Origin of the sequence: Pseudomonas sp. P7759, from assembly GCF_013386445.1 — a bacterium.
GTDB lineage: Bacteria > Pseudomonadota > Gammaproteobacteria > Pseudomonadales > Pseudomonadaceae > Aquipseudomonas > Aquipseudomonas azotoformans_A.
On the sequence record NZ_JACART010000015.1, the window covers coordinates 37522 to 59879 of the forward strand.

Below are 22358 nucleotides of genomic sequence, written 5' to 3' on the forward strand. Positions count from 1 at the left end.
CGTCGACTGACCAACCGCCTTCGCGGGCAAGCCCGCTCCCACATTTGATTCTCATGTATTCCAGCCCTTAATAGAACAGGCCCCGACACAAGTGCCGGGGCCTGTAATGACCACATCCGTGTGGTCCGTCGCATGAACTCCAGAGGTGCATCGGGTGGATATCTAACTCACCCTAAGCCGCCGCTATCCAGTCCAAACGAAACGGGTGCGTTACTCTGCTTTCAGGCCGTCGGCCGATACAGCTTTAACGCCTTTGATTTTCTTGGTGATGTTCACCGCGGTAGTTTTCTGAGCTTCAGTGACGGCTGCGGTCGAAGACAGGGACACTACGCCTTTATTGGTTTCGACTTTGATGTCGGTACCCGGAATGCCTTTCTCGGTAACCAGGTCAGCTTTTACTTTGGTGGTGATCCAAGTGTCCGAAGTGGACTCTTTGGCACCGGCTGCTGCGCTTTTGGTTTTGTCGACGTTGTCAGCCTTGGTAGCGCCGCCAGCCATCAGGCCGTCAGCCGAAACGGCGGTCACACCTTTAATTTTCTTGGTGATTGCTACAGCAGTAGCTTTCTGTGCGTCGGAGATAGCGACTGTCGAGGACAGGGAAACCACGCCTTTGTTGGTTTCAACCTTGATGTCCGAACCAGGAATACCTTTCTCGGTCAGCAGGTCAGCTTTCACTTTGGTGGTGATCCAGGTATCTGAGGTGGACTCTTTAGCCTTGGTCACTTCACCGGCCGCCAGCGTCATAGGGGCTTGGGAAGTCTGAGCAAAGGCTACGTTAGCACCCATGGCCAGGGTCAGAGCGGTAGCAGTAGCGAGAGCGAACTTCTTCATACGAGTAACTCCTGTTTTATTAAAAGTCTGCAGTACGTAAACCTTGATGCTGCAGCGTTAACAGGGATATTGCAGGCAGTGTGCCAAGTCTTGTAAGCCAATAAAACCCATATAAAACAAGTACTTATAAAAACAAGCATTTTTCGGAATCGTGCAAGTTGCATGAACGTCATCGTGACTGCATGCAAGTTGCGGCTTTTGGTTTCGGCTAAGCAGCTGATTTACCGTCACTTTCCAGCGCCCATAAAAAAAGGACTCCGAGGAGTCCTTTTTTTCAGCGCAACGCTTGGGGGTAGTTAAACGCCCGAAGCCTTCGCTGCTGCAACGTCCTTGATGGACAGCTTGATACGGCCGCGGTTGTCCACGTCCAATACCAGCACTTCCACTTCCTGGCCTTCTTTCAGGATGTCAGTCACTTTCTCAACGCGAGCGTCGCTCAGCATGGAGATGTGAACCAGACCGTCCTTGCCCGGCAGGATGTTGACGAATGCGCCGAAGTCGACGATGCGCTCAACCTTACCGACGTAGATCTTGCCGATCTCGGCCTCAGCAGTGATGCCCAGAACGCGCTGACGTGCTGCTTCAGCCGCTTCCTTGGTTTCGCCGAAGATCTTGATCGAGCCGTCGTCTTCGATGTCGATCGAAGCCTTGGTCTCTTCACAGATCGCACGGATAGTCGCGCCGCCTTTACCGATGACATCACGGATTTTGTCGGTGTCGATTTTCATCGCGATCATGGTCGGAGCATTTTCCGACAGTTCGGTACGGGACTGACCAATGATCTGGTTCATCTGACCGAGGATGTTCAGGCGCGCTTCCAGGGCTTGGCCCAGGGCGATTTCCATGATTTCTTCGGTGATGCCCTTGATCTTGATGTCCATCTGCAGCGCGGTCACACCTTTGGCGGTACCGGCTACTTTGAAGTCCATGTCGCCCAGGTGGTCTTCGTCACCCAGGATGTCGGTCAGGATGGCGAACTTCTCGCCTTCTTTAACCAGGCCCATGGCGATGCCGGCAACCGGCGCCTTCATCGGCACGCCCGCGTCCATCAGTGCCAGGGAAGCACCGCAAACGGAAGCCATGGAGCTGGAACCGTTGGATTCGGTGATTTCCGACACAACACGGATGGTGTACGGGAACACGTCGGCAGCAGGCAGCATGGCGGCGATCGAACGACGGGCCAGACGGCCGTGACCGATTTCGCGACGACCAGCGCCACCCATGCGACCACACTCGCCCACCGAGAACGGAGGGAAGTTGTAGTGCAGCATGAACGGGTCTTTTTTCTCGCCTTCCAGGGTGTCCAGCAGCTGTGCGTCACGGGCGGTGCCCAGGGTCGCAACTACCAGAGCCTGGGTTTCACCACGGGTGAACAGCGCCGAACCGTGAGTCTTCGGCAGAACGCCGACTTCGATGTTCAGCGGACGTACGGTACGGGTGTCGCGACCGTCGATACGTGGCTTGCCGTTAACGATGTTTTCGCGAACGGTGCGGTATTCGATTTCACCGAAAGCCGCTTTGACGTCGCTGGAGGAAGGCTGGCCTTCTTCACCGGACAGCTTGGCCACAACCTGATCCTTCAGCTCGCCCAGGCGAGCGTAACGGTCGGCCTTGACGGTGATGGTGTAGGCGTCGGAGATGGCAGCGCCGAACTCGGAGCGGATAGCGCCCAGCAGTTCGGTCGCTTCAGCTTGTGGAGCCCAGGTCCAGGTTGGCTTGGCAGCTTCGGCAGCCAGCTCGGTGACAGCCTTGATAACAGCCTGGAACTCGTCGTGGGCGAACAGCACGGCGCCCAGCATCTGGTCTTCGGTCAGCTCTTTGGCTTCCGATTCAACCATCAACACGGCTTCCGAGGTACCGGCAACGACCATGTCCAGGCTCGACGCTTTCTGTTGCTCGTAGGTCGGGTTCAGCAGGTAGCCGGTGCTTTCATGGAAAGCAACGCGGGCTGCGCCGATCGGGCCATCGAAAGGAATGCCGGAGATGGCCAGGGCAGCCGAGGTACCGATCATCGCAGCGATGTCCGGATCGGTCTTTTTGCTGGTGGAAACGACGGTGCAGACTACCTGCACTTCGTTCATGAAGCCTTCTGGGAACAGCGGACGGATCGGACGGTCGATCAGTCGGGAAGTCAGGGTTTCTTTCTCGGAAGGACGGCCTTCACGCTTGAAGAAGCCGCCAGGGATCTTACCGGCAGCGTAAGTCTTTTCCTGGTAGTGAACGGACAGAGGGAAGAAGCCTTTGCTCGGGTCAGCGGTCTTGGCGCCAACAACGGTCACCAGAACGGTCACGTCGTCGTCAACGGTAACCAGCACTGCGCCGGAGGCTTGACGGGCGATACGGCCTGTCTCGAGGGTAACGGTCGACTGACCGAACTGGAATTTTTTGATAACCGGGTTCACGGTGTCCTACCTTCTTTGTGGCTCTTGGGGGAACTTGTCTTCTTGCGAAATTCTTGGGCAATGTCGGGAATCGGCCCGAACCTGGTCCAGGGGTAAAACGTGTATCCAGATAAAACTTGAGGCTGGGAGCCTACCATGCGCCAGCGGGAATCCCACTGACACACGGCAGACAACCAACCTCTAGCGCAATCGCTTATTAGCGACGCAGACCCAGGCGACCGATCAGAGTCTGATAACGACCCAGATCCTTGCCTTTCAGGTAGTCCAGCAGCTTACGGCGCTGGTTTACCATGCGGATCAGACCACGACGGGAGTGGTGATCTTTACCGTTGGCCTTGAAGTGACCTTGCAGCTTGTTGATGTTGTGGGTCAGCAGTGCAACTTGCACTTCTGGCGAACCAGTGTCACCAACAGCTTGCTGATAGTCAGCAACGATTTGTGCTTTTTCTTGAACGTCGAGAGCCATGAGGCAATCCTTTTTTCAGGAAACCACCCAAAGGGCAGTTTCAACAGGCCAGGGACAAATCCCTGTATCTAAAAATGAGTGTTGACCGTGCCTGTTAACAGCCACACTCGTTCGGTCATTCTGACCGAATCAGTCGACGCGGCGCGATGCGCCCGTCTTCGCTCACTTCACCGATACCGATGAAGCGACCGTTATGATCCTGTACCCGCACCATGCCGAACTTCGGGGCATCCGGGGCACGTACCGGCTGGCCGTTGAGCCAGTAGAACGCGCTGTGCTCCGAGAAGTGCAGCAATGGCCAATCCAGCAAACCGCTGTCCGATGGCATCAGGAAGCGATCAACCGCTTCGTTGCCACCTTCGGCGTGTACGGCTTCCAACTCTTCCAGCGTGACCGTCTGCGCCAGGCTGAAAGGGCCGGCCTGGGTGCGTCGCAGTTCTGCAACGTACGCACCGCAACCGAGCTGTTCACCGATATCTTCCACGAGGGTACGGATATAGGTGCCTTTGCTGCAGTCCACGGCCAGGCGGGCAGTGTCGCCTTCACAGGCGAGTAACTCCAAGCGCGCAATAGTAACAGAACGCGGTTCGCGCTCCACTACTTCGCCCGCACGTGCCAGCTTGTAAAGAGGCTGGCCATCACGCTTGAGCGCCGAGTACATCGGCGGTATCTGACTGATTTGCCCACGAAAACCGGGCAAAGCCGCTTCAATATCAGCACGACCAACGGTCACATCGCGAACCTGCAGAACATCACCTTCGGCGTCGGCCGTGGTGGTGGTCTTGCCCAATTGCATCAGGGTTTCGTAACCCTTGTCGGAATCGAGCAGGTATTGCGAGAACTTGGTGGCCTCGCCAAAGCACAACGGCAGTACACCGGTGGCCAAAGGATCGAGGCTGCCGGTGTGCCCGGCCTTTTCGGCGTTGAGCAGCCAGCGGACCTTCTGCAAAGCCGCATTGGAGGTAAAGCCAATGGGCTTGTCGAGCAGAATGATGCCGCTGACGTTGCGACGGATACGTTTGACCTGAGCCACCGCTTACTCCTTGGCGTCTTCAGGTGTGGACGGGTGCTGACTGTCTTCAGCCACGGCGCGCTCGATCAGTGCCGACAGGTGCGCGCCACGCACGACGCTTTCGTCGTAGTGGAAATGCAACTGGGGAACACTGCGCAGCTTCATTTCACGGGCCAACTGCATGCGCAGGAAACCCGCAGCCGAGTTGAGCACCTTGATGCTTTGCGCGATCTCTTCGCTGCTGTCCTGCCCCATCACGGTGATGAAGATCTTGGCGTGCCCCACGTCACGGCTCACTTCAACGGCGGTGATGGTGACCAGGCCAACGCGGGGGTCTTTGACTTCGCGACGGATCAGTTGGGCCAGCTCGCGCTGCATCTGATCGCCGATACGCTGGGTACGGCTGTATTCTTTTGCCATGTCTTGTTACCTGTTACTGCCACACGGTGAAACCCGTGGGGTCTGAAAGCGGCAAACGCCCGGCCTGACAAAAGCCAGACCGGGCGTTGCGTTTAGAGTCCGTACGCTGCGCGGGGCATTTGCATGCCCACACGCGGCGTGGCTCCGGAAGTGCGCGAGTTAGAGGCTGCGAGCAACCTGAACCTTCTCGAAGACTTCGATCTTGTCGCCCACCTTGACGTCGTTGTAGCTCTTGACGCCGATACCGCATTCCATGCCGGCACGTACTTCGGAAGCGTCATCCTTGAAGCGGCGCAGGGATTCCAGCTCGCCTTCGAAGATAACGATGTCTTCACGCAGTACACGGATTGGACGGTTACGGTGCACAACACCTTCGATAACCATGCAACCGGCGATCGCGCCGAATTTCGGCGAGCGGAACACGTCACGCACCTCGGCCACACCCAGGATGTTCTCCCGGACGTCGCTGCCAAGCATGCCGGTGAGGGCTTTCTTGACGTCTTCGATGATGTCGTAGATGACGTTGTAGTAACGCATGTCCAGGCCTTCCTGCTCGACGATCTTGCGAGCGCCAGCATCGGCACGCACGTTGAAGCCGAACAGTACAGCGTTGGAAGCCAGTGCCAGGTTGGCGTCGGATTCGGTGATACCACCGACACCGCCACCGACAACGCGCACTTGCACTTCGTCGTTACCCAGGCCATTCAAGGCGCCGTTCAACGCTTCGAGGGAACCACGTACGTCAGATTTGAGGACGATGTTAAGCGTCTTCTTCTCTTCCTGACCCATATTCTCGAAGATGTTTTCCAGCTTGCCGGCGTGAGCACGGGCCAGCTTGACTTCACGGAACTTGCCTTGACGGAACAGAGCCACTTCACGGGCTTTCTTCTCATCGGCAACCACGCTCATCTCGTCGCCAGCGTCCGGGGTACCGTCCAGGCCGAGGATCTCGACCGGGATAGCAGGACCTGCTTCCTTGATTGGCTTGCCGTTCTCGTCGAGCATGGCACGTACACGGCCGTAGTTCGAACCGACCAGCACCATGTCGCCTTGGCGCAGGGTACCGTCTTGAACCAGGACGGTTGCAACCGGGCCACGGCCCTTGTCGAGACGGGACTCAACCACAACGCCACGGCCAGGAGCCGATGGAGTAGCGGTCAGTTCCAGAACCTCGGCTTGCAACAGAACGGCTTCGAGCAGTTCGTCAACGCCGGTACCCATCTTCGCGGAGACCGGTACGAATGGAGTGTCGCCACCCCACTCTTCGGAGGTCACGCCGTGAACCGACAGTTCGCTACGGATGCGATCAAGATCGGCGCCCGGCTTGTCGATTTTGTTCACTGCGACTACCAACGGAACGCCAGCTGCCTTGGCATGCTGAACGGCTTCGATGGTTTGTGGCATCACGCCGTCGTCCGCTGCAACCACCAGGATCACGATGTCGGTCGCCTTGGCACCACGGGCACGCATCGCGGTAAATGCGGCGTGACCAGGGGTGTCGAGGAACGTCACCATGCCACGGTCGGTTTCAACGTGGTACGCACCGATGTGCTGGGTGATACCGCCGGCTTCGCCCGCAGCCACCTTGGCACGACGGATGTAGTCGAGCAGGGAAGTTTTACCGTGGTCAACGTGGCCCATTACGGTCACAACCGGTGCACGGGAAACCGCCTCACCTTCAAACTTCAGGGACTCGGCCAGGGAATCTTCCAGGGCGGTGTCGCTGACCAGGGTCACTTTGTGGCCCAGCTCTTCAGCAACCAACTGGGCAGTTTCCTGGTCCAGTACCTGGTTGATGGTGGCCGGAGTGCCCAGCTTGAACATGAACTTGATGATTTCAGCTGCCTTGACCGACATCTGCTGGGCCAGATCGCCCACAGTGATGGTCTCGCCGATCTTCACTTCACGCACGACAGGGCCGGTTGGGCTCTGGAAACCGTGGGCGTTGCGTTTCTTCAGCTTGGCCTTGCCGCGACCACCACGACGGAAGCCATCGCTTTCTTCGTCGGTAGTACGTGGGGCAACGCGTGGAGCAGGCGCCTTCTCTTTGACCGAGGCACGATGCGGAGCGTTTTTGCGCTCGCCATCGCCACCACCACCGCGACGATTGTTATCGTCAGCACGCGGCTTGTCCGGACGACGAGGTTCGTCGCGCTTGCGAGCGTCAGCAGCAGGTGCTGGTGCAGCGGCAACCGGAGCGGCCTCACGCACAGCTTCTACAGGAGCGCTAGGCGCGGCGACCGCTTCAGTGGCAGCAGGTTGCGCAGCAGCAGGCTGGCGACGCGCTTCTTCTTCGGCGCGACGCTTGGCTTCTTCTTCAGCCTTCTGACGTGCAGCATTTTCTACTGCGCGACGTTCTTCCAGTTCGCGTTTGCGCTCGGCTTCGATTTCTTCCGGGCTGCGCTGTACGAAGACTTTCTTCTTGCGTACTTCAACGCTGATGCTCTTGCTACCAGCAACACGCAGGGTGCTGGTGGTTTTGCGCTGCAATGTAATCTTGCGCGGTTCTTCCACTTTCGCCTTGTGGCTGCTCTTCAAGTGAGTCAGCAAAGACTGCTTCTCACTGTCGCTCACACCTTCATCGGCGGCGGTGTGCGGCAGACCTGCCTCACGCATCTGCTGCAACAGGCGCTCTACCGGTGTTTTGACCTCATCGGCCAGTTGTTTCACCGTGACTTGCGTCATGCACTTCTCTCCTCAGGCCGCGCCTAGTTACTCGAACCAATGGGCTCGGGCGGCCATGATCAACTTGCCGGCACGATCATCGTCAATGCCGTCGATGTCGAGCAGATCGTCAATAGACTGCTCGGCCAGGTCTTCGCGGGTAATTACGCCGCGCACCGCCAGTTCCATCGCCAAATCCTTGTCCATACCCTCAAGCGAGAGCAGGTCTTCGGCCGGATGGGCGTCTGCCAGCTTTTCCTCAGTAGCGATGGCTTTAGTCAACAAACGATCCTTGGCCCGAGCGCGAAGCTCGTTGACGGTGTCTTCGTCAAAGCCGTCGATGTTGAGCATTTCTTCCAACGGTACGTAGGCAATCTCTTCCAGGCTGGTGAAGCCTTCATCTACCAGCACCTGTGCCAGGTCTTCATCGACTTCGAGCTCTTCGATGAAGTTGCGCAGGATGTCACCGGTTTCAGCTTGCTGCTTAGCCTGGATGTCCGATTCGGTCATCACGTTCAGGGTCCAACCGGTCAGTTGGCTGGCCAGACGCACGTTCTGACCACCACGACCAATGGCCTGAGCCAGATTGTCTGCGCCAACGGCGATGTCCATTGCATGGGCATCTTCGTCAACGATAATTGCCGCCACTTCAGCCGGCGACATGGCGTTGATCACGAACTGCGCCGGGTTATCGTCCCACAGGACGATGTCCACACGCTCACCGCCCAATTCGCCCGACACTGCCTGGACGCGCGAACCGCGCATACCGATGCAAGCGCCTTGCGGGTCGATGCGTTTGTCCTTGGAGCGAACCGCGATCTTGGCGCGCGAACCCGGGTCGCGGGACGCAGCCATGACTTCGATCAGGCCTTCGGCGATTTCCGGCACTTCGATACGGAACAGCTCGATCAGCATTTCCGGCGCGGTACGCGACAGGATCAACTGAGGGCCGCGGTTCTCGGTGCGGATTTCCTTGAGCAGCGCACGCAGGCGCACGCCGACACGGAAGGTTTCGCGAGAAATGATGTCTTCGCGGGCCAGCAACGCTTCGGCGTTGTTGCCCAGGTCGACGATCACGTTGTCGCGGGTGACTTTTTTAACGGTGCCGGAGATGATTTCACCCAGGCGCTCGCGATAAGCGTCAACGACTTGAGCGCGCTCGGCTTCGCGAACCTTCTGCACGATGACCTGTTTGGCGGTCTGTGCAGCAATACGGCCGAATTCGATCGATTCGATCTTTTCTTCGACCACATCACCGACCTTGGCACCAGGATGCGTTTGCGCAACCTTGCTTGGCCAGGTTTCGATGGCCGGATCATCAAGATCGGCTTCTTCGACGACCGTCCAGCGACGGAAAGTCTCATAGGCACCGGTGTGGCGGTTGATTTCCACACGCAGATCAACTTCGTCTTCAAAACGCTTTTTGGTAGCAGTGGCCAGGGCCAGCTCCAGCGCTTCAAAAATCACGTTTGCCGGTACGCCCTTTTCATTGGATACCGACTCAACAACCAGCAGTACTTCTTTGCTCATCGTACGCCTCGCCTTTCGCAAGCCATTGGATCCGCGGGATCCGCGTCTCAGTCAAAACTGGGAATAATGTTGGCCTTGTCGATCATATCGATCGGCAACAGGAACTCATGGTCTTCTACCTGCACCACGACATCCTGTTCTTCTACACCGCGCAGAAGGCCCTGAAAGTTGCGTCGCCCTTCAAAGGGAGATCGCAGCTTGATCTTCACTTGTTCACCGGCAAATTTTGCAAACTGCTCAATAGTGAACAGTGGGCGTTCCATGCCTGGCGAGGAAACTTCGAGGGTGTATTCAACGGAGATTGGATCTTCAACATCCAGCACACCGCTGATCTGACGGCTGACAATGGCACAATCGTCCACCAGCACGCCGCCCTCTTTATCGATATAAACGCGCAACATTGAGTGGCGACCTTGAGCCGAAAACTCAATACCCCAGCATTCATAGCCTAGGGCCACGACCACCGGGGCCAGCAAGGCCTGCAACTCTTCTAGCTTGCTCGACACCTGAACCCCCTCGTGCATGTATGTGCATGCTGTGCAAAATAAAAAAATGGGCGAAACGCCCATCCTTGAAACGCCGTCGAACAGCGGCGTTGAAAGTGTCCAGCTAACAAAAAGCCCCTTAAAAGGGGCTCCGCTAAAACTGGTTGCGGGGGCCGGATTTGAACCGACGACCTTCGGGTTATGAGCCCGACGAGCTACCAGACTGCTCCACCCCGCGACAAAGCTGGGGCGGAAGTATACGACCGATCCCTTACAGGGTCAATGTAACCTTCCACCTACAAGAAAGCCCGCAACAGCGGGCTCTCCTGATAATTGGTACCGAGAAGGGGACTCGAACCCCTACACCCTATGGGCACAACCACCTCAAGGTTGCGTGTCTACCAATTCCACCACCTCGGCAATACAGCGTTTACAACCCTTCTTACTTCTGCTCTTGAGCTGGAGGTACGTCAGTCGCTGGAGTAGCCGACTTTTGCTCTTGAAGCACCGGGACATCATCAGAAGCCGGTTTTGCTTTTGGTACTTCCAACACTGCTGGGTTTGGGAGACCTACTTGAGTCAGCACATGAGCTTTCTCTTTAGCAAAGTAACCTAGCCCCAAGCTGGTTATGAAGAAACCGGCGGCAAGTATAGCAGTAAACTTACTAAGAAAGGTAGAGGAACCTTGGCTTCCGAACACAGTATTTGAAGCACCTGCACCGAAAGACGCACCAGCATCCGCACCTTTACCCTGTTGCAACAAAACCAGGGCAACTACGCCCAGGGCAGCCAACAGATGAAAAACGACTACGACTGTTTCCAGCATTTTTTCAGTTTCCCGCGGCGCGACAGATCGCACCGAACTCATCTGCATTCAGGGAAGCTCCACCAATGAGCCCCCCATCGATATCCGGCATGCCGAACAGTTCGACCGCATTGGCCGCCTTCACGCTGCCGCCGTATAGAAGACGCACACCTTGTGCGACTTCAGAATTCTCTGCCGCCAACTGCGCGCGGATGGCTGCGTGCACATCCTGCGCCTGTTGCGGTGTAGCAGTCAGCCCGGTGCCAATGGCCCAGACCGGCTCGTAAGCAATTACTGCCTTTGCAAACGCACCAACACCCAGCTCCTCGATGATGCTGCCCAGCTGACGCGAGACAACTTCAAGAGTCTTGCCCGATTCGCGCTGCTCCAGGGTCTCCCCTATGCACAACACCGGAATCAAGCCACAAGCCTGTGCCGCTGCGAACTTGCGATTGAGTGTCCCGTCACGCTCGCCCATCATCTGACGGCGCTCGGAGTGCCCGACAAGCACATAGGAACAACCCGCATCAACCAGCTGACTCGGCGAAATCTCACCGGTCAACGCACCTTGCATCGGCTCCACCGCAGAGTTCTGCGCGCCGACCTGGATCGACTTGCCTTTCAGGCCATCAACCACTTGGTTGATATGCAAGCAAGGCGGGAACACCGCGACATCAACACCGCTCGGCAAGGCCAAGTGACGAAGGCCATTGATCAGCTCAGCGACACTGGCGCGGGTACCGTGCATCTTCCAGTTACCAGCTACCATAGTGCGACGCATGCTGTACCTCGTCGGTCAAAGTGGGCGCAGATGTTACCCAACCACATCATCACTGGCAAGCCGAATTCAGGCGCAAACTTCAGTTACCAGTTTTGCCAGGTCTTCGGCATGGCCGCGAACCTGTGTTTCGTCATCACCTTCGACCATGACACGCACCAGAGGCTCTGTGCCGGACTTGCGCAACAACACGCGGCCACGCCCCGCCATAGCAAGGGTTACGCGCTCGCACGCCTCTTTGACAGCCGGGTGCTCGATCGGGTTTTCGCCGCCGCCAAAACGCACATTGAGCAGCACTTGCGGACATTTGCGCAGCGCCTGGCGTGCCTGGGCAAGACTTTCTTCGCGGCGACGCAACGACAGCAGAACCTGCAGCGCAGCGATGATCGCGTCACCCGTGGTGGTGTGCTGGAAGCACACGACATGCCCGGAGTTCTCGCCGCCCACCAGCCAGTTACGCTCCAGCAGCTCAGCGATCACGTAGCGGTCACCGACATTGGCGCGCACGAAAGGAATACCCAGATCCGCCAAGGCCAATTCAAGCCCCAGGTTGCTCATCAGCGTACCAACGACACCACCTTGCAGCTTGTTGCGCTCATGCATATCGCGCGCAATGATGAACAGCAGATCATCACCATCAACAATGGCGCCGGTGTGATCCACCATCAAAACACGGTCACCGTCGCCGTCAAACGCAATGCCCAGGTCAGCATGTTCAGCAAGGACCGCAGCCTGCAATTGCTCCATGTGGGTGGAGCCGCAGTTGTCGTTGATGTTCAACCCATTAGGCTGAGCCGACAGCACGGTTACATCCGCCCCCAATTCCTTGAACACACTGGGCGCCACCTTGTAGGTAGCGCCATGGGCGCAATCGACCACAATCTTCAAGCCGGCAAAATTGGTGCTGCTTGGCACGCTACTCTTGCAGAATTCGATATAGCGGCCAGAGGCGTCATTGATGCGCGACACCTTGCCCAACTTGCTGGACTCAACCACCGTCATCGGTGCATCCAGCAGCTCTTCAATCATCAACTCGATCTCGTCCGGCAGCTTGGTGCCCTGACCCGAGAAGAATTTGATGCCGTTGTCATCATGCGGGTTGTGCGAGGCACTGATCACAATACCGGCTTCAGCGTGGAAGGTACGCGTCAGGTAAGCGATCGCCGGCGTCGGCATGGGCCCCAGCAACATGACATCAGCCCCCGCTGCAGACAGACCCGCCTCCAGCGCAGACTCAAACATGTAGCCCGAGATGCGAGTGTCCTTGCCCACCAGGATGCGGCACGCGCCCATGCTTCGGAACGCCATACCCGCCGCCCAACCCAGCTTGAGCATGAAATCAGGAGTAATCGGAAATTCGCCGACCCGACCACGGATACCGTCGGTGCCAAAGTATTTTTTAGTCATAAGTGCTCCATCATTCTTATTCGGCTGATTCTACCGCGGCAATCATACGCACTACATCCACTGTCTCGGCAACATCATGCACACGTAATATGCGCGCCCCCTTGGTGACAGCAAGCGCCGCCAGCGCAAGACCGCCGTACAAGCGCTCACCCACTGGTCGATTCAGGGCCAGGCCAATCATGCTCTTGCGTGAAACGCCGACCAGCAGGGGGCGACCAAGGGCATGCAGGGATTCCATGTGTTTGAACAAACTCAGATTGTGCTGCAGGGTCTTGGCGAAGCCGAAGCCAGGGTCGAGGATGATCTTTTCTGCGGCAATTCCCGCGACTGCGCATTGAGCGACTCGCTCCGCGAGAAAACCACTCACCTCACCGACAAGATCATCATAGTGCGGGCTGTCCTGCATATTGCCGGGCTCACCCAGCATATGCATCAGGCACACCGGCAATCCGGTGGCCGCAGCCGCATCCAGAGCCCCGTCACGCTGAAGAGAGCGCACATCGTTGATCAGCCCCGCCCCGAGGCGCGCAGTTTCGCGCATCACGGCTGGCGTCGACGTATCAACCGAGATAATGACATCCAGTTCACGCGCAATGCGCTCGACGATCGGCGCCACCCTCTCCAGCTCTTCCAAAGGGGATACAACGCGAGCTCCAGGCCGGGTCGATTCGCCACCGACATCAATCAATGTCGCGCCCGCCGCAACCATTGCCTCAGCATGGCGCAATGCAGCATCGAGCTGGCTGAAGCGGCCGCCATCGGAAAAGGAATCGGGAGTGACATTGAGAATGCCCATGACATGCGTATGGGCCAAATCAAGAACCCGGTTGCCGCAAGGCAACCGGGTGGAGGACAACACAGAAGTCATTTCAAACCTTAGACGTCAGCTGCCGGACCGCCGATCGGAGTTTCAGGGCGTTCGTTCTGAACCACTGGCGGCGTGCCAGAGGTGCCCGAACCGCCTTCCCAATCGCGAGGCTCGCGGGGTGCGCGACCGGCCATGATGTCGTCGATCTGGTCGGCATCAATGGTCTCGTACTTCATCAGCGCATCCGCCATGGCATCCAGCTTGTCGCGGTTGTCCGTCAGGATCTGCTTGGCCGTGCCGTAGCACTGGTCAATGATACTGCGCACTTCGGAGTCGATCAGCTTGGCAGTCTCACCGGAGAAGCTGGCGTTTTGACCACCACCACCGCGACCCAGGAACACTTCGCCTTCTTCCTCGGCATACATCAAAGGACCGAGTTTTTCCGACAAGCCCCACTTGGTCACCATGTTCCGTGCAATCTGGCTGGCACGCATGATGTCGTTGGAGGCACCGGTGGTGACCCCGTCAAAGCCCAAGGTCATTTCTTCAGCAATCCGACCGCCATACAACGAGCAGATCTGGCTGATCAGTGCGCGCTTGGAGAGGCTGTAGCGATCCTCTTCCGGGAGGAACATGGTCACACCCAGCGCCCGACCACGAGGAATGATCGACACCTTGTAGACCGGATCATGCTCAGGCACGACGCGACCAACAATAGCGTGACCGGCTTCGTGATAAGCGGTGTTCTGCTTCTCTTTCTCGGACATGACCATGGATTTGCGCTCGGCGCCCATCATGATCTTGTCTTTTGCCAGTTCGAATTCTTTCATTTCAACGATGCGCTTGCCGGTGCGAGCCGCAAACAGCGACGCCTCGTTGACCAGGTTGGCCAGGTCAGCACCTGAGAAGCCTGGCGTGCCACGGGCAATCACGGCCGGAGCCACGTCGTCACCCATTGGCACTTTGCGCATGTGTACTTTCAGGATCTGTTCGCGACCACGGATATCCGGCAAGCCCACCACAACCTGGCGGTCGAAACGGCCCGGACGCAGCAACGCGGGGTCCAATACGTCCGGACGGTTGGTTGCAGCGATGACGATAATGCCATCATTCATTTCAAAGCCGTCCATCTCAACCAGCAACTGGTTAAGGGTCTGCTCACGTTCATCATGACCGCCGCCCATGCCAGCACCACGATGGCGACCAACGGCGTCGATTTCGTCGATGAAGATGATGCACGGTGCATGCTTTTTAGCCTGTTCGAACATATCGCGAACACGGCTGGCACCAACACCGACGAACATCTCGACGAAGTCAGAACCGGAAATGGTGAAGAACGGCACCTTGGCTTCGCCGGCAATCGCCTTGGCCAGCAAGGTTTTACCGGTACCCGGAGGACCGACCATCAGTACACCGCGAGGAATGCGGCCACCCAGGCGCTGGAACTTGCCTGGATCACGCAGGAACTCGACCAGCTCACCCACTTCTTCCTTGGCTTCGTCGCAACCGGCAACGTCAGCCAGGGTGGTTTTCACCTGATCTTCGGAGAGCAGGCGTGCCTTGCTCTTGCCGAAGCTCATCGGCCCGCCCTTGCCTCCCGCACCGCCTTGCATCTGGCGCATGAAGAACATGAACACGGCGATGATCACCAGGATCGGGAAGCTGGCGACCAGCAATTGGGTCCAGATGCTCTGCTGCTCAGGCTGCTTGCCTTCGACCACCACGTGGTTATCCACCAGGTCGCCGATCAGACCGTTGTCCTGGATCGCCGGACGAATGGTCTTGAAGCTGTCGCCATCGTTGCGTTTGCCGGTGATTACGTAGCCATCAACCGCTACGCGCTCGACCTTGCCATCCTTAACTTGCTGGATGAAGTCGGAATAGTTGAGGGTCTGCGGCTCGTTAGGGCTGGAGAAGTTGTTCATCACCGTCACCAGGACAGCCGCGATGATCAACCACAGGATCAGATTCTTTGCCATATCGTTCAATTAACTACCCTCTGAAGCAAGCTCCGCTACTGGCGCGCGCTTCGCATGATATTCACCGGCCTAACTTACTACATTACCTACAACTCTGGCAGGCGCCGTCTGTAACCCTTTGTGAAACTTTGACTACACAATATTCGTAAAGCTTCGTGACGAAAGCGATATAAAAAAACCTATCGCCCTCCTCCAATTCCTCAAAAACGCTCTTCACTCGCAGCGCCTTCAACCCCGCGGAAGCCGCGGCACAGCAGGTACTGCTCCCGCGACCTGTCCCGGGAAGAGTCAGGCTTACGCGTTTGCACCTTGTCGAACAGCTTGCGGATGTTCTTGTGGTACTCGTCGAAACCCTCGCCCTGGAAGACTTTCACCAGAAAATCACCACCAGGACGCAAAACCCGACCCGCCAAATCCAGCGCCAGTTCACATAGGAACATTGCGCGCGGCATATCAACGGCCGGTAATCCACTCATATTGGGGGCCATGTCGGAAATCACAAGGTCTACCTGCGAATTTCCCACAGCCTCGAGGATCTGGGCGAGTACGGCATCCTGAGTGAAATCACCATGAACAAAGGTCACATCCGGGATGCTGTCCATTTCCAGGATATCGGAAGCGATCAAGCGGCCCTGCCCGCCAATCAGACGACTGGTCACCTGGGACCAGCCACCTGGGGCGGCCCCCAGATCAATTACGCTCATGCCTGGACGAATCAGTTTGTCCTTGTCCTGGATCTCCAACAGCTTGTAGCTGGCCCGGGAACGGTAGCCGTCCTTTTGCGCCTTTTTGACGTAAGGATCGTTGAAATGTTCTTGTAGCCACTTAAGGCTGGTTTTGGAACGGGCCACGGGCCACCTCGAAAAATAAAACGGGTCGTGATTAACTGGGCGGTCCCGGACTCGCTCGGGTAAACTGGCCGCCGCTTTTTACAAGATCAGACGCAGGGGTCAGATTATGCCGCTCACTCAAGAGCAGAAGAAACAGTACAAATCCATTGGCCACCATCTGAAACCAGTTCTGATTGTGGCAGATAACGGTTTGACTGAAGGTGTGTTAGCCGAATTCGAACGTGCGCTGAACGATCATGAACTGATCAAGATCAAGGTCAACATCCTTGACCGCGAAGCGCGCCTGGCTGCCATTGCAGAACTGTGCAAGGTAGGCAAAGCGGACCTGGTCCAGGTCATCGGCAAGATGGCGCTGCTGTATCGCAAGAACTTCAGCGTCAACAAGCAACTGTCGAACGTACACCGCTTCAAGTAATAAAAAGGGTCACGGGCGTGCTTCGCGCGCCCTGCCACTCCAACCTGGCGCCGGCTGCATCACCAGCACCAGACCGGAAAACCCTAGCACAAGATAGCTGAATAGCTGCCAGCGCAACGCTTCCGGCAGCCAGACATGCACCATGCAATACATTGCACACGCATACAGCGCCATCAACAGCAGTTGCCCGCGAATATCCCGCCACAAACTTCCCAAGCCTTCAGCCTTGACCAGCACCAACGCCTGGAGCGTCACGCACGCCGCCGCAAAACCCACCAGCAACGCACTGAGTAATCCATCGATCTCATCGATCAGCAACGGTGCCAGGCCTATCAGGCCCAGCGCCGGCAACACGCCAATGTGCAGCAACCACAGGCCGCCCACCCAAAGCATCTGGGAGAGTTGCCAAAGCATGGCGCCCGCACGAAGCGGGCGCCGTCTTTCAGACGTGACGAACTTCAACAATCTCGTACTCGGTCACGCCGCCCGGCGTTTTGACAGACACCACATCACCCTCTTCCTTGGCAATCAAGGCGCGGGCCAGCGGAGAACCGACAGAGATCTTGCCGAGTTTGAAGTCAGCCTCATCTTCGCCAACGATGTGGTAGACCACGCTTTCGTCCGTCTCGACGTTGGCGATTTCCACGGTCGTGCCGAAAATCACCTTGCCGGTCTTCGGAATGGTCGTCACGTCGATGACCACCGAGTTCTGCAGGCGGCCTTCGATGTCACGGATCCGCGCCTCGACCATACCTTGCTGCTCGCGAGCAGCGTGGTATTCGGCGTTTTCCTTCAAGTCACCCAGCTCGCGGGCCGTACCGATGTCCTGGCTCAGCTTTGGACGGACGACCTTGGTCAGATGGGCGTGCTCCTCTTCCAGGGCCTTGAAGCCCTGGACGGTCATTGGGTATTTGGTCATGCCTTCAATCCTGCGTGTAGATCCTGCAAGCGACGCACGGTCTTTTCCGGACCGAACTTGAGCGCTTCGCAGATGGCTTCGCCAGCAGCAATGGTGGTGGTGCAGTAGATCTTGTGCTGCAAGGCGTTACGGCGAATGGAGTAGGAGTCCGCGATCGACTGGCGACCTTCGGTGGTGTTGATGATCAGGGTGACTTCGTCATTCTTGATCATGTCGACCACGTGCGGACGGCCTTCCGTCACCTTGTTCACGCGACGCACTTTCAGGCCGGCAGCCTCGATCAGCTTGGCGGTCCCGGCAGTGGCCACGACTTCGAAGCCCAAGTTGATCAGATCACGGGCCACGCCTGCAACCAGTGGCTTGTCATCATCACGCACGCTGATGAACGCAGTACCGCCAGTCGGCAGCACTTCGCTGGCACCCATCTGGGCTTTGGCGAAGGCCTCACCGAAGGTATCGCCCACGCCCATTACTTCACCGGTGGACTTCATCTCTGGGCCCAGGATCGGGTCCACACCAGGGAATTTGGCGAACGGGAACACCGCCTCTTTCACGCTGTAGAAGTTAGGAATGATTTCCTTGGTGAAGCCAATTTCCTTCAGGGTCTTACCGGCCATCACGCGGGCAGCGATCATGGCCAGGGACACACCGATGCACTTGGAAACGAATGGCACGGTACGCGAAGCACGCGGGTTGACTTCGATGACGTAGATGTCTTCGCCTTGCAGCGCCAACTGTACGTTCATCAGGCCGACCACGCCCAACTCCAGGGCCATTTTCTTGACCTGTTCGCGCATCTCGTCCTGGATGTGCGCCGGCAGCGAGTACGGCGGCAGCGAGCAAGCGGAGTCACCGGAGTGAACGCCCGCCTGTTCGATGTGTTGCATGATCGCGCCGATCACCACGTCGGTACCGTCACACACTGCATCCACGTCCATCTCAATGGCGCAGTTGAGGAAGTGGTCGAGCAGCACCGGGCTGTCGTTGGACACTTTCACCGCATCACGCAGGTAGCGCTTGAGTTCTTCTTCTTCGTAGACGATTTCCATCGCGCGGCCGCCCAGTACGTAGGACGGACGCACCACCAGCGGATAGCCAATCTTGCTGGCTGCACGGATAGCTTCGTCTTCGCTGCGCACGGTGGCGTTTGGCGGCTGGCGCAGGTTCAGGCGTTCAACCATTTGCTGGAAGCGTTCACGGTCTTCTGCACGGTCGATCGCGTCTGGGCTGGTGCCGATAATCGGCACGCCGGCTTCTTCCAGGGCACGCGCCAGTTTCAGCGGGGTCTGGCCGCCGTACTGGACGATCACGCCCTTCGGCTTCTCGACCCGGCAGATTTCCAGCACGTCTTCCAGGGTCACTGGCTCGAAATACAGGCGATCGGAGGTGTCGTAGTCGGTGGAAACGGTTTCCGGGTTGCAGTTGACCATGATGGTCTCGTAACCGTCTTCGCGCAGGGCCAATGCCGCGTGTACGCAGCAGTAGTCGAACTCGATACCCTGGCCGATACGGTTTGGGCCACCGCCGAGGATCATGATCTTGTCGCGGCCCGACGGCGCGGCTTCGCACTCTTCCTCGTAGGTTGAGTACATGTAGGCGGTGTCGGTGGCGAACTCGGCCGCGCAGGTGTCAACGCGCTTGTAGACCGGGAAGATCTCCAGCTTGTGGCGGTGGCGACGCAACGCTTTCTCGGTCACACCCAGCAACTTGGCCAGACGCATGTCGGAGAAACCTTTGCGCTTGAGCTTGAACATCAAGTCGCGGTCAATACTGGCAAGACCCAGGGTCTTGACCTTCTCTTCTTCCTTGATCAGGTCTTCGATCTGCACCAGGAACCACGGGTCGATCATGTTCATGCCGAAGATGTCTTCGACCGACAGGCCGGCGCGGAACGCGTCAGCCACGTACCAGATGCGCTCGGCGCCCGGCACGGTCAGTTCGCGCTTGAGGATGCTCATGCTTTCCGGGTTGCTCAGGTCGAGCTTCTCGTCCAGGCCACAAACGCCCACTTCCAGACCACGCAGGGCTTTCTGCAGGGATTCCTGGAAGGTCCGGCCGATGGCCATGACTTCACCCACCGACTTCATTTGAGTGGTCAGGCGTGCGTCGGCTTTCGGGAATTTCTCGAAAGCGAAACGTGGCAGCTTAGTGACGACGTAGTCGATCGACGGTTCGAAGGACGCCGGAGTAGCGCCGCCGGTGATTTCGTTCTGCAGCTCGTCCAGGGTATAGCCGATCGCCAACTTGGCAGCGATACGCGCAATCGGGAAGCCAGTAGCTTTCGATGCCAGCGCCGAAGAACGCGATACACGCGGATTCATCTCGATCACGACCATACGGCCAGTGTCCGGGCAGATACCGAACTGAACGTTGGAACCGCCGGTTTCCACGCCGATTTCACGCAGTACCGCCAGCGAGGCGTTACGCATGATCTGGTATTCCTTGTCCGTCAGGGTCTGCGCCGGAGCAACGGTGATCGAGTCACCGGTGTGCACGCCCATCGGATCGAAGTTTTCGATGGAGCAGACGATGATGCAGTTGTCCTTTTTATCGCGGACAACCTCCATCTCATACTCTTTCCAGCCGATCAGGGACTCGTCAATCAGCAGCTCTTTGGTCGGCGACAGGTCCAGGCCACGAGAGCAGATTTCTTCGAACTCTTCACGGTTGTAAGCGATACCGCCACCGGTCCCGCCCATGGTGAAGGAAGGACGGATGATGCACGGGAAGCCCAGCTTCTCGAGCACTGCGTTGGCTTCTTCCATGCTGTGGGCGATGCCCGAGCGCGGGCAGTCCAGGCCGATGGACTTCATCGCCTTGTCAAAGCGCGAACGGTCTTCGGCCTTGTCGATGGTGTCGGCATTGGCGCCGATCATTTCTACGCCGAATTTCTCCAGGACGCCTTCGCGCTCCAGGTCCAGGGCGCAGTTCAGAGCTGTTTGACCACCCATGGTTGGCAGCAGCGCGTCCGGACGCTCTTTCTCGATGATCTTGGCAACGGTCTGCCACTTGATCGGCTCGATGTAGGTGGCGTCAGCCATGTCCGGGTCGGTCATGATGGTGGCCGGGTTGGAGTTCACCAGGATGACGCGGTAACCCTCTTCGCGCAGGGCTTTACAGGCCTGGGCGCCAGAGTAGTCGAATTCGCAGGCCTGGCCGATCACGATCGGGCCAGCGCCGAGAATCAGGATGCTTTTTATGTCTGTACGTTTTGGCATGGGTTTGTCACTCAAATCCGCAGGTCAGTCGGCAAGCCGTCTTGAACAATCTTTGATGAGCCCGCGGGGGCCACCGGAATCCGGGGCCGCCCGCAGGCCGCTCAGTCAGCGTCGCTTGGCCATCTCATTGATGAAACGGTCGAACAGCGGCGCTACGTCGTTCGGGCCTGGGCTCGCTTCAGGGTGGCCCTGGAAGCTGAACGCGCTCTTGTCGGTGCGCTCGATGCCCTGCAGGGAACCGTCGAACAGCGACTTGTGAATGGCGCGCACGTTGCTCGGCAGGGTGGCTTCATCTACCGCAAAACCGTGGTTCTGGCTGGTGATCATCACGACGCCAGTGTCCAGGTCCTGTACCGGGTGGTTGGCACCGTGGTGGCCGTGACCCATTTTCAGAGTCTTGGCGCCGGAGGCCAGGGCCAGCAGTTGGTGACCGAGGCAGATACCGAATACCGGAATCTCGGTTTCCAGCACGTCCTTGATCGCCTGGATGGCATAGTCGCATGGCTCAGGGTCACCCGGGCCGTTGGACAGGAACACGCCGTCCGGCTGCAAGGCGAGTACGTCGCTGGCAGGCGTTTGCGCCGGCACCACGGTCACGCGGCAGCCACGTTCGACCAGCATGCGCAGGATGTTGTACTTGACGCCGTAGTCGTAGGCCACAACGTGGTAAGGCAGGTCAGCAGCTTCGATGGTCGCATGGCTGTCGGTCTTCAAGTCCCAGACAGTGGAGCGCCACTCGTACTTCTCTTTGACGCTGACGACTTTCGCCAGGTCCATGCCCTTCAGGCCTGGGAAACCTTGCGCTGCGGCAATCGCCGCCTCTTCGGAGATATTGTCACCGACCATGATGCAGCCGTTCTGCGAGCCTTTTTCACGCAGGATGCGCGTGAGGCGGCGCGTATCGATACCGGCGATCGCCACAACATTGTTGGCTTTCAGGTAATCGGACAGCGACATCGTGTTACGCCAGTTGCTCGCGACCAGTGGCAGGTCACGAATCACCAGACCGGCCGACCAGACGCAATCAGACTCGACGTCTTCCGGTGTAGTACCGGTATTGCCGATGTGCGGATAGGTCAGGGTAACGATCTGTTGGGCGTAGGAAGGATCGGTAAGGATTTCCTGATAGCCGGTCATGGCAGTGTTAAACACCACCTCTCCAACGGTCTGACCGTCGGCTCCAATGGCTTCGCCGCGAAAAATGCTGCCATCAGCAAGGGCGAGTATGGCTGGCTTAGTCAAGAAGACCTCCCGTAAATAAAGCCTGAAAGGGCGATCGCAGGTGTAAAAAAGCGGAGTGACGTATGGACACGTCACTCCGCTTATTCACTGAATTATTCTGCGCGCTTTTAGTGAACACACTAAAGC

At 57.8% G+C, this 22358-nt stretch carries 19 protein-coding genes and 2 tRNA genes; 1 reads left to right on the forward strand and 20 read right to left on the reverse strand.

Going from position 1 to position 22358, the window contains the following annotated elements:
* Positions 1-210 precede the first annotated feature (210 nt).
* The 16 genes from HX823_RS14295 to rlmE form a co-directional block, all read right to left on the reverse strand.
* Positions 211-831 carry a BON domain-containing protein gene (locus HX823_RS14295; RefSeq protein ID WP_038843813.1) on the reverse strand — a complete coding sequence of 207 codons (621 nt, stop codon included), beginning with the start codon at positions 829-831 and terminating at the stop codon, positions 211-213.
* Between the two features lie 296 nt (positions 832-1127).
* Positions 1128-3233: a polyribonucleotide nucleotidyltransferase gene (gene pnp, locus HX823_RS14300; protein WP_016976826.1), complete on the reverse strand. Its 2106-nt coding sequence runs from the start codon at positions 3231-3233 to the stop codon at positions 1128-1130.
* A 196-nt stretch (positions 3234-3429) separates the two neighbouring features.
* A complete protein-coding gene (gene rpsO / locus HX823_RS14305) occupies positions 3430-3699 on the reverse strand; it encodes a 30S ribosomal protein S15 (protein ID WP_003177875.1) in 270 nt (89 codons plus the stop codon).
* A gap of 115 nt (positions 3700-3814) precedes the next feature.
* Positions 3815-4732, reverse strand: coding sequence for a tRNA pseudouridine(55) synthase TruB (gene truB, locus HX823_RS14310; RefSeq protein ID WP_003235022.1), 918 nt, complete (start codon positions 4730-4732; stop codon positions 3815-3817).
* 3 nt (positions 4733-4735) lie between these two features.
* Positions 4736-5131 (reverse strand): 30S ribosome-binding factor RbfA, encoded by a 396-nt coding sequence (gene rbfA / locus HX823_RS14315; RefSeq protein WP_016973761.1) that lies wholly within the window; start codon positions 5129-5131, stop codon positions 4736-4738.
* 159 nt (positions 5132-5290) lie between these two features.
* A complete protein-coding gene (infB, locus tag HX823_RS14320) occupies positions 5291-7816 on the reverse strand; it encodes a translation initiation factor IF-2 (RefSeq protein WP_016976824.1) in 2526 nt (841 codons plus the stop codon).
* Positions 7817-7843: 27 nt separating this feature from the next.
* A complete protein-coding gene (gene nusA, locus HX823_RS14325) occupies positions 7844-9325 on the reverse strand; it encodes a transcription termination factor NusA (RefSeq protein ID WP_010206599.1) in 1482 nt (493 codons plus the stop codon).
* 47 nt (positions 9326-9372) lie between these two features.
* Positions 9373-9831, reverse strand: coding sequence for a ribosome maturation factor RimP (rimP, locus tag HX823_RS14330; protein WP_038843818.1), 459 nt, complete (start codon positions 9829-9831; stop codon positions 9373-9375).
* Positions 9832-9971: 140 nt separating this feature from the next.
* Positions 9972-10048: transfer RNA gene (locus HX823_RS14335), tRNA-Met, on the reverse strand.
* Positions 10049-10144: 96 nt separating this feature from the next.
* Positions 10145-10230, reverse strand: a tRNA-Leu gene (locus HX823_RS14340).
* A 22-nt stretch (positions 10231-10252) separates the two neighbouring features.
* Positions 10253-10636 (reverse strand): preprotein translocase subunit SecG, encoded by a 384-nt coding sequence (secG, locus tag HX823_RS14345; protein WP_010206600.1) that lies wholly within the window; start codon positions 10634-10636, stop codon positions 10253-10255.
* Positions 10637-10640: 4 nt separating this feature from the next.
* Complete coding sequence (tpiA, locus tag HX823_RS14350) at positions 10641-11396, reverse strand: triose-phosphate isomerase (RefSeq protein ID WP_003194193.1); 756 nt, start codon at positions 11394-11396, stop codon at positions 10641-10643.
* Between the two features lie 66 nt (positions 11397-11462).
* On the reverse strand, positions 11463-12800 hold the full coding sequence (gene glmM / locus HX823_RS14355) for a phosphoglucosamine mutase (protein ID WP_038843809.1): 1338 nt from the start codon (positions 12798-12800) through the stop codon (positions 11463-11465).
* 16 nt (positions 12801-12816) lie between these two features.
* Positions 12817-13668, reverse strand: a complete 852-nt coding sequence (gene folP, locus HX823_RS14360; RefSeq protein WP_010206604.1) for a dihydropteroate synthase — start codon at positions 13666-13668, stop codon at positions 12817-12819.
* 8 nt (positions 13669-13676) lie between these two features.
* Entirely contained in the window at positions 13677-15587 is a 1911-nt protein-coding gene (gene ftsH, locus HX823_RS14365; RefSeq protein WP_016976820.1) for an ATP-dependent zinc metalloprotease FtsH, read from the reverse strand.
* 200 nt (positions 15588-15787) lie between these two features.
* Complete coding sequence (gene rlmE / locus HX823_RS14370) at positions 15788-16438, reverse strand: 23S rRNA (uridine(2552)-2'-O)-methyltransferase RlmE (RefSeq protein ID WP_032862906.1); 651 nt, start codon at positions 16436-16438, stop codon at positions 15788-15790.
* A 106-nt stretch (positions 16439-16544) separates the two neighbouring features.
* Here rlmE and HX823_RS14375 point away from each other — a divergent pair, with 106 nt between their 5' ends.
* Complete coding sequence (locus HX823_RS14375) at positions 16545-16853, forward strand: YhbY family RNA-binding protein (RefSeq protein ID WP_010206607.1); 309 nt, start codon at positions 16545-16547, stop codon at positions 16851-16853.
* Positions 16854-16862: 9 nt separating this feature from the next.
* Here the strand turns inward: HX823_RS14375 and HX823_RS14380 are convergent, their stop codons facing one another.
* From HX823_RS14380 to carA, 4 genes are all read right to left on the reverse strand, one after another.
* Positions 16863-17267 (reverse strand): hypothetical protein, encoded by a 405-nt coding sequence (locus HX823_RS14380; protein WP_038843806.1) that lies wholly within the window; start codon positions 17265-17267, stop codon positions 16863-16865.
* Positions 17268-17295: 28 nt separating this feature from the next.
* Positions 17296-17772, reverse strand: a complete 477-nt coding sequence (gene greA, locus HX823_RS14385) for a transcription elongation factor GreA (protein ID WP_010206609.1) — start codon at positions 17770-17772, stop codon at positions 17296-17298.
* Entirely contained in the window at positions 17769-20990 is a 3222-nt protein-coding gene (carB, locus tag HX823_RS14390) for a carbamoyl-phosphate synthase large subunit (protein ID WP_038843804.1), read from the reverse strand. Before carB ends, greA begins: the two co-directional genes overlap by 4 nt.
* Before the next feature lie 105 nt (positions 20991-21095).
* Positions 21096-22232, reverse strand: a complete 1137-nt coding sequence (gene carA, locus HX823_RS14395; RefSeq protein ID WP_033898257.1) for a glutamine-hydrolyzing carbamoyl-phosphate synthase small subunit — start codon at positions 22230-22232, stop codon at positions 21096-21098.
* Positions 22233-22358 lie beyond the last annotated feature (126 nt).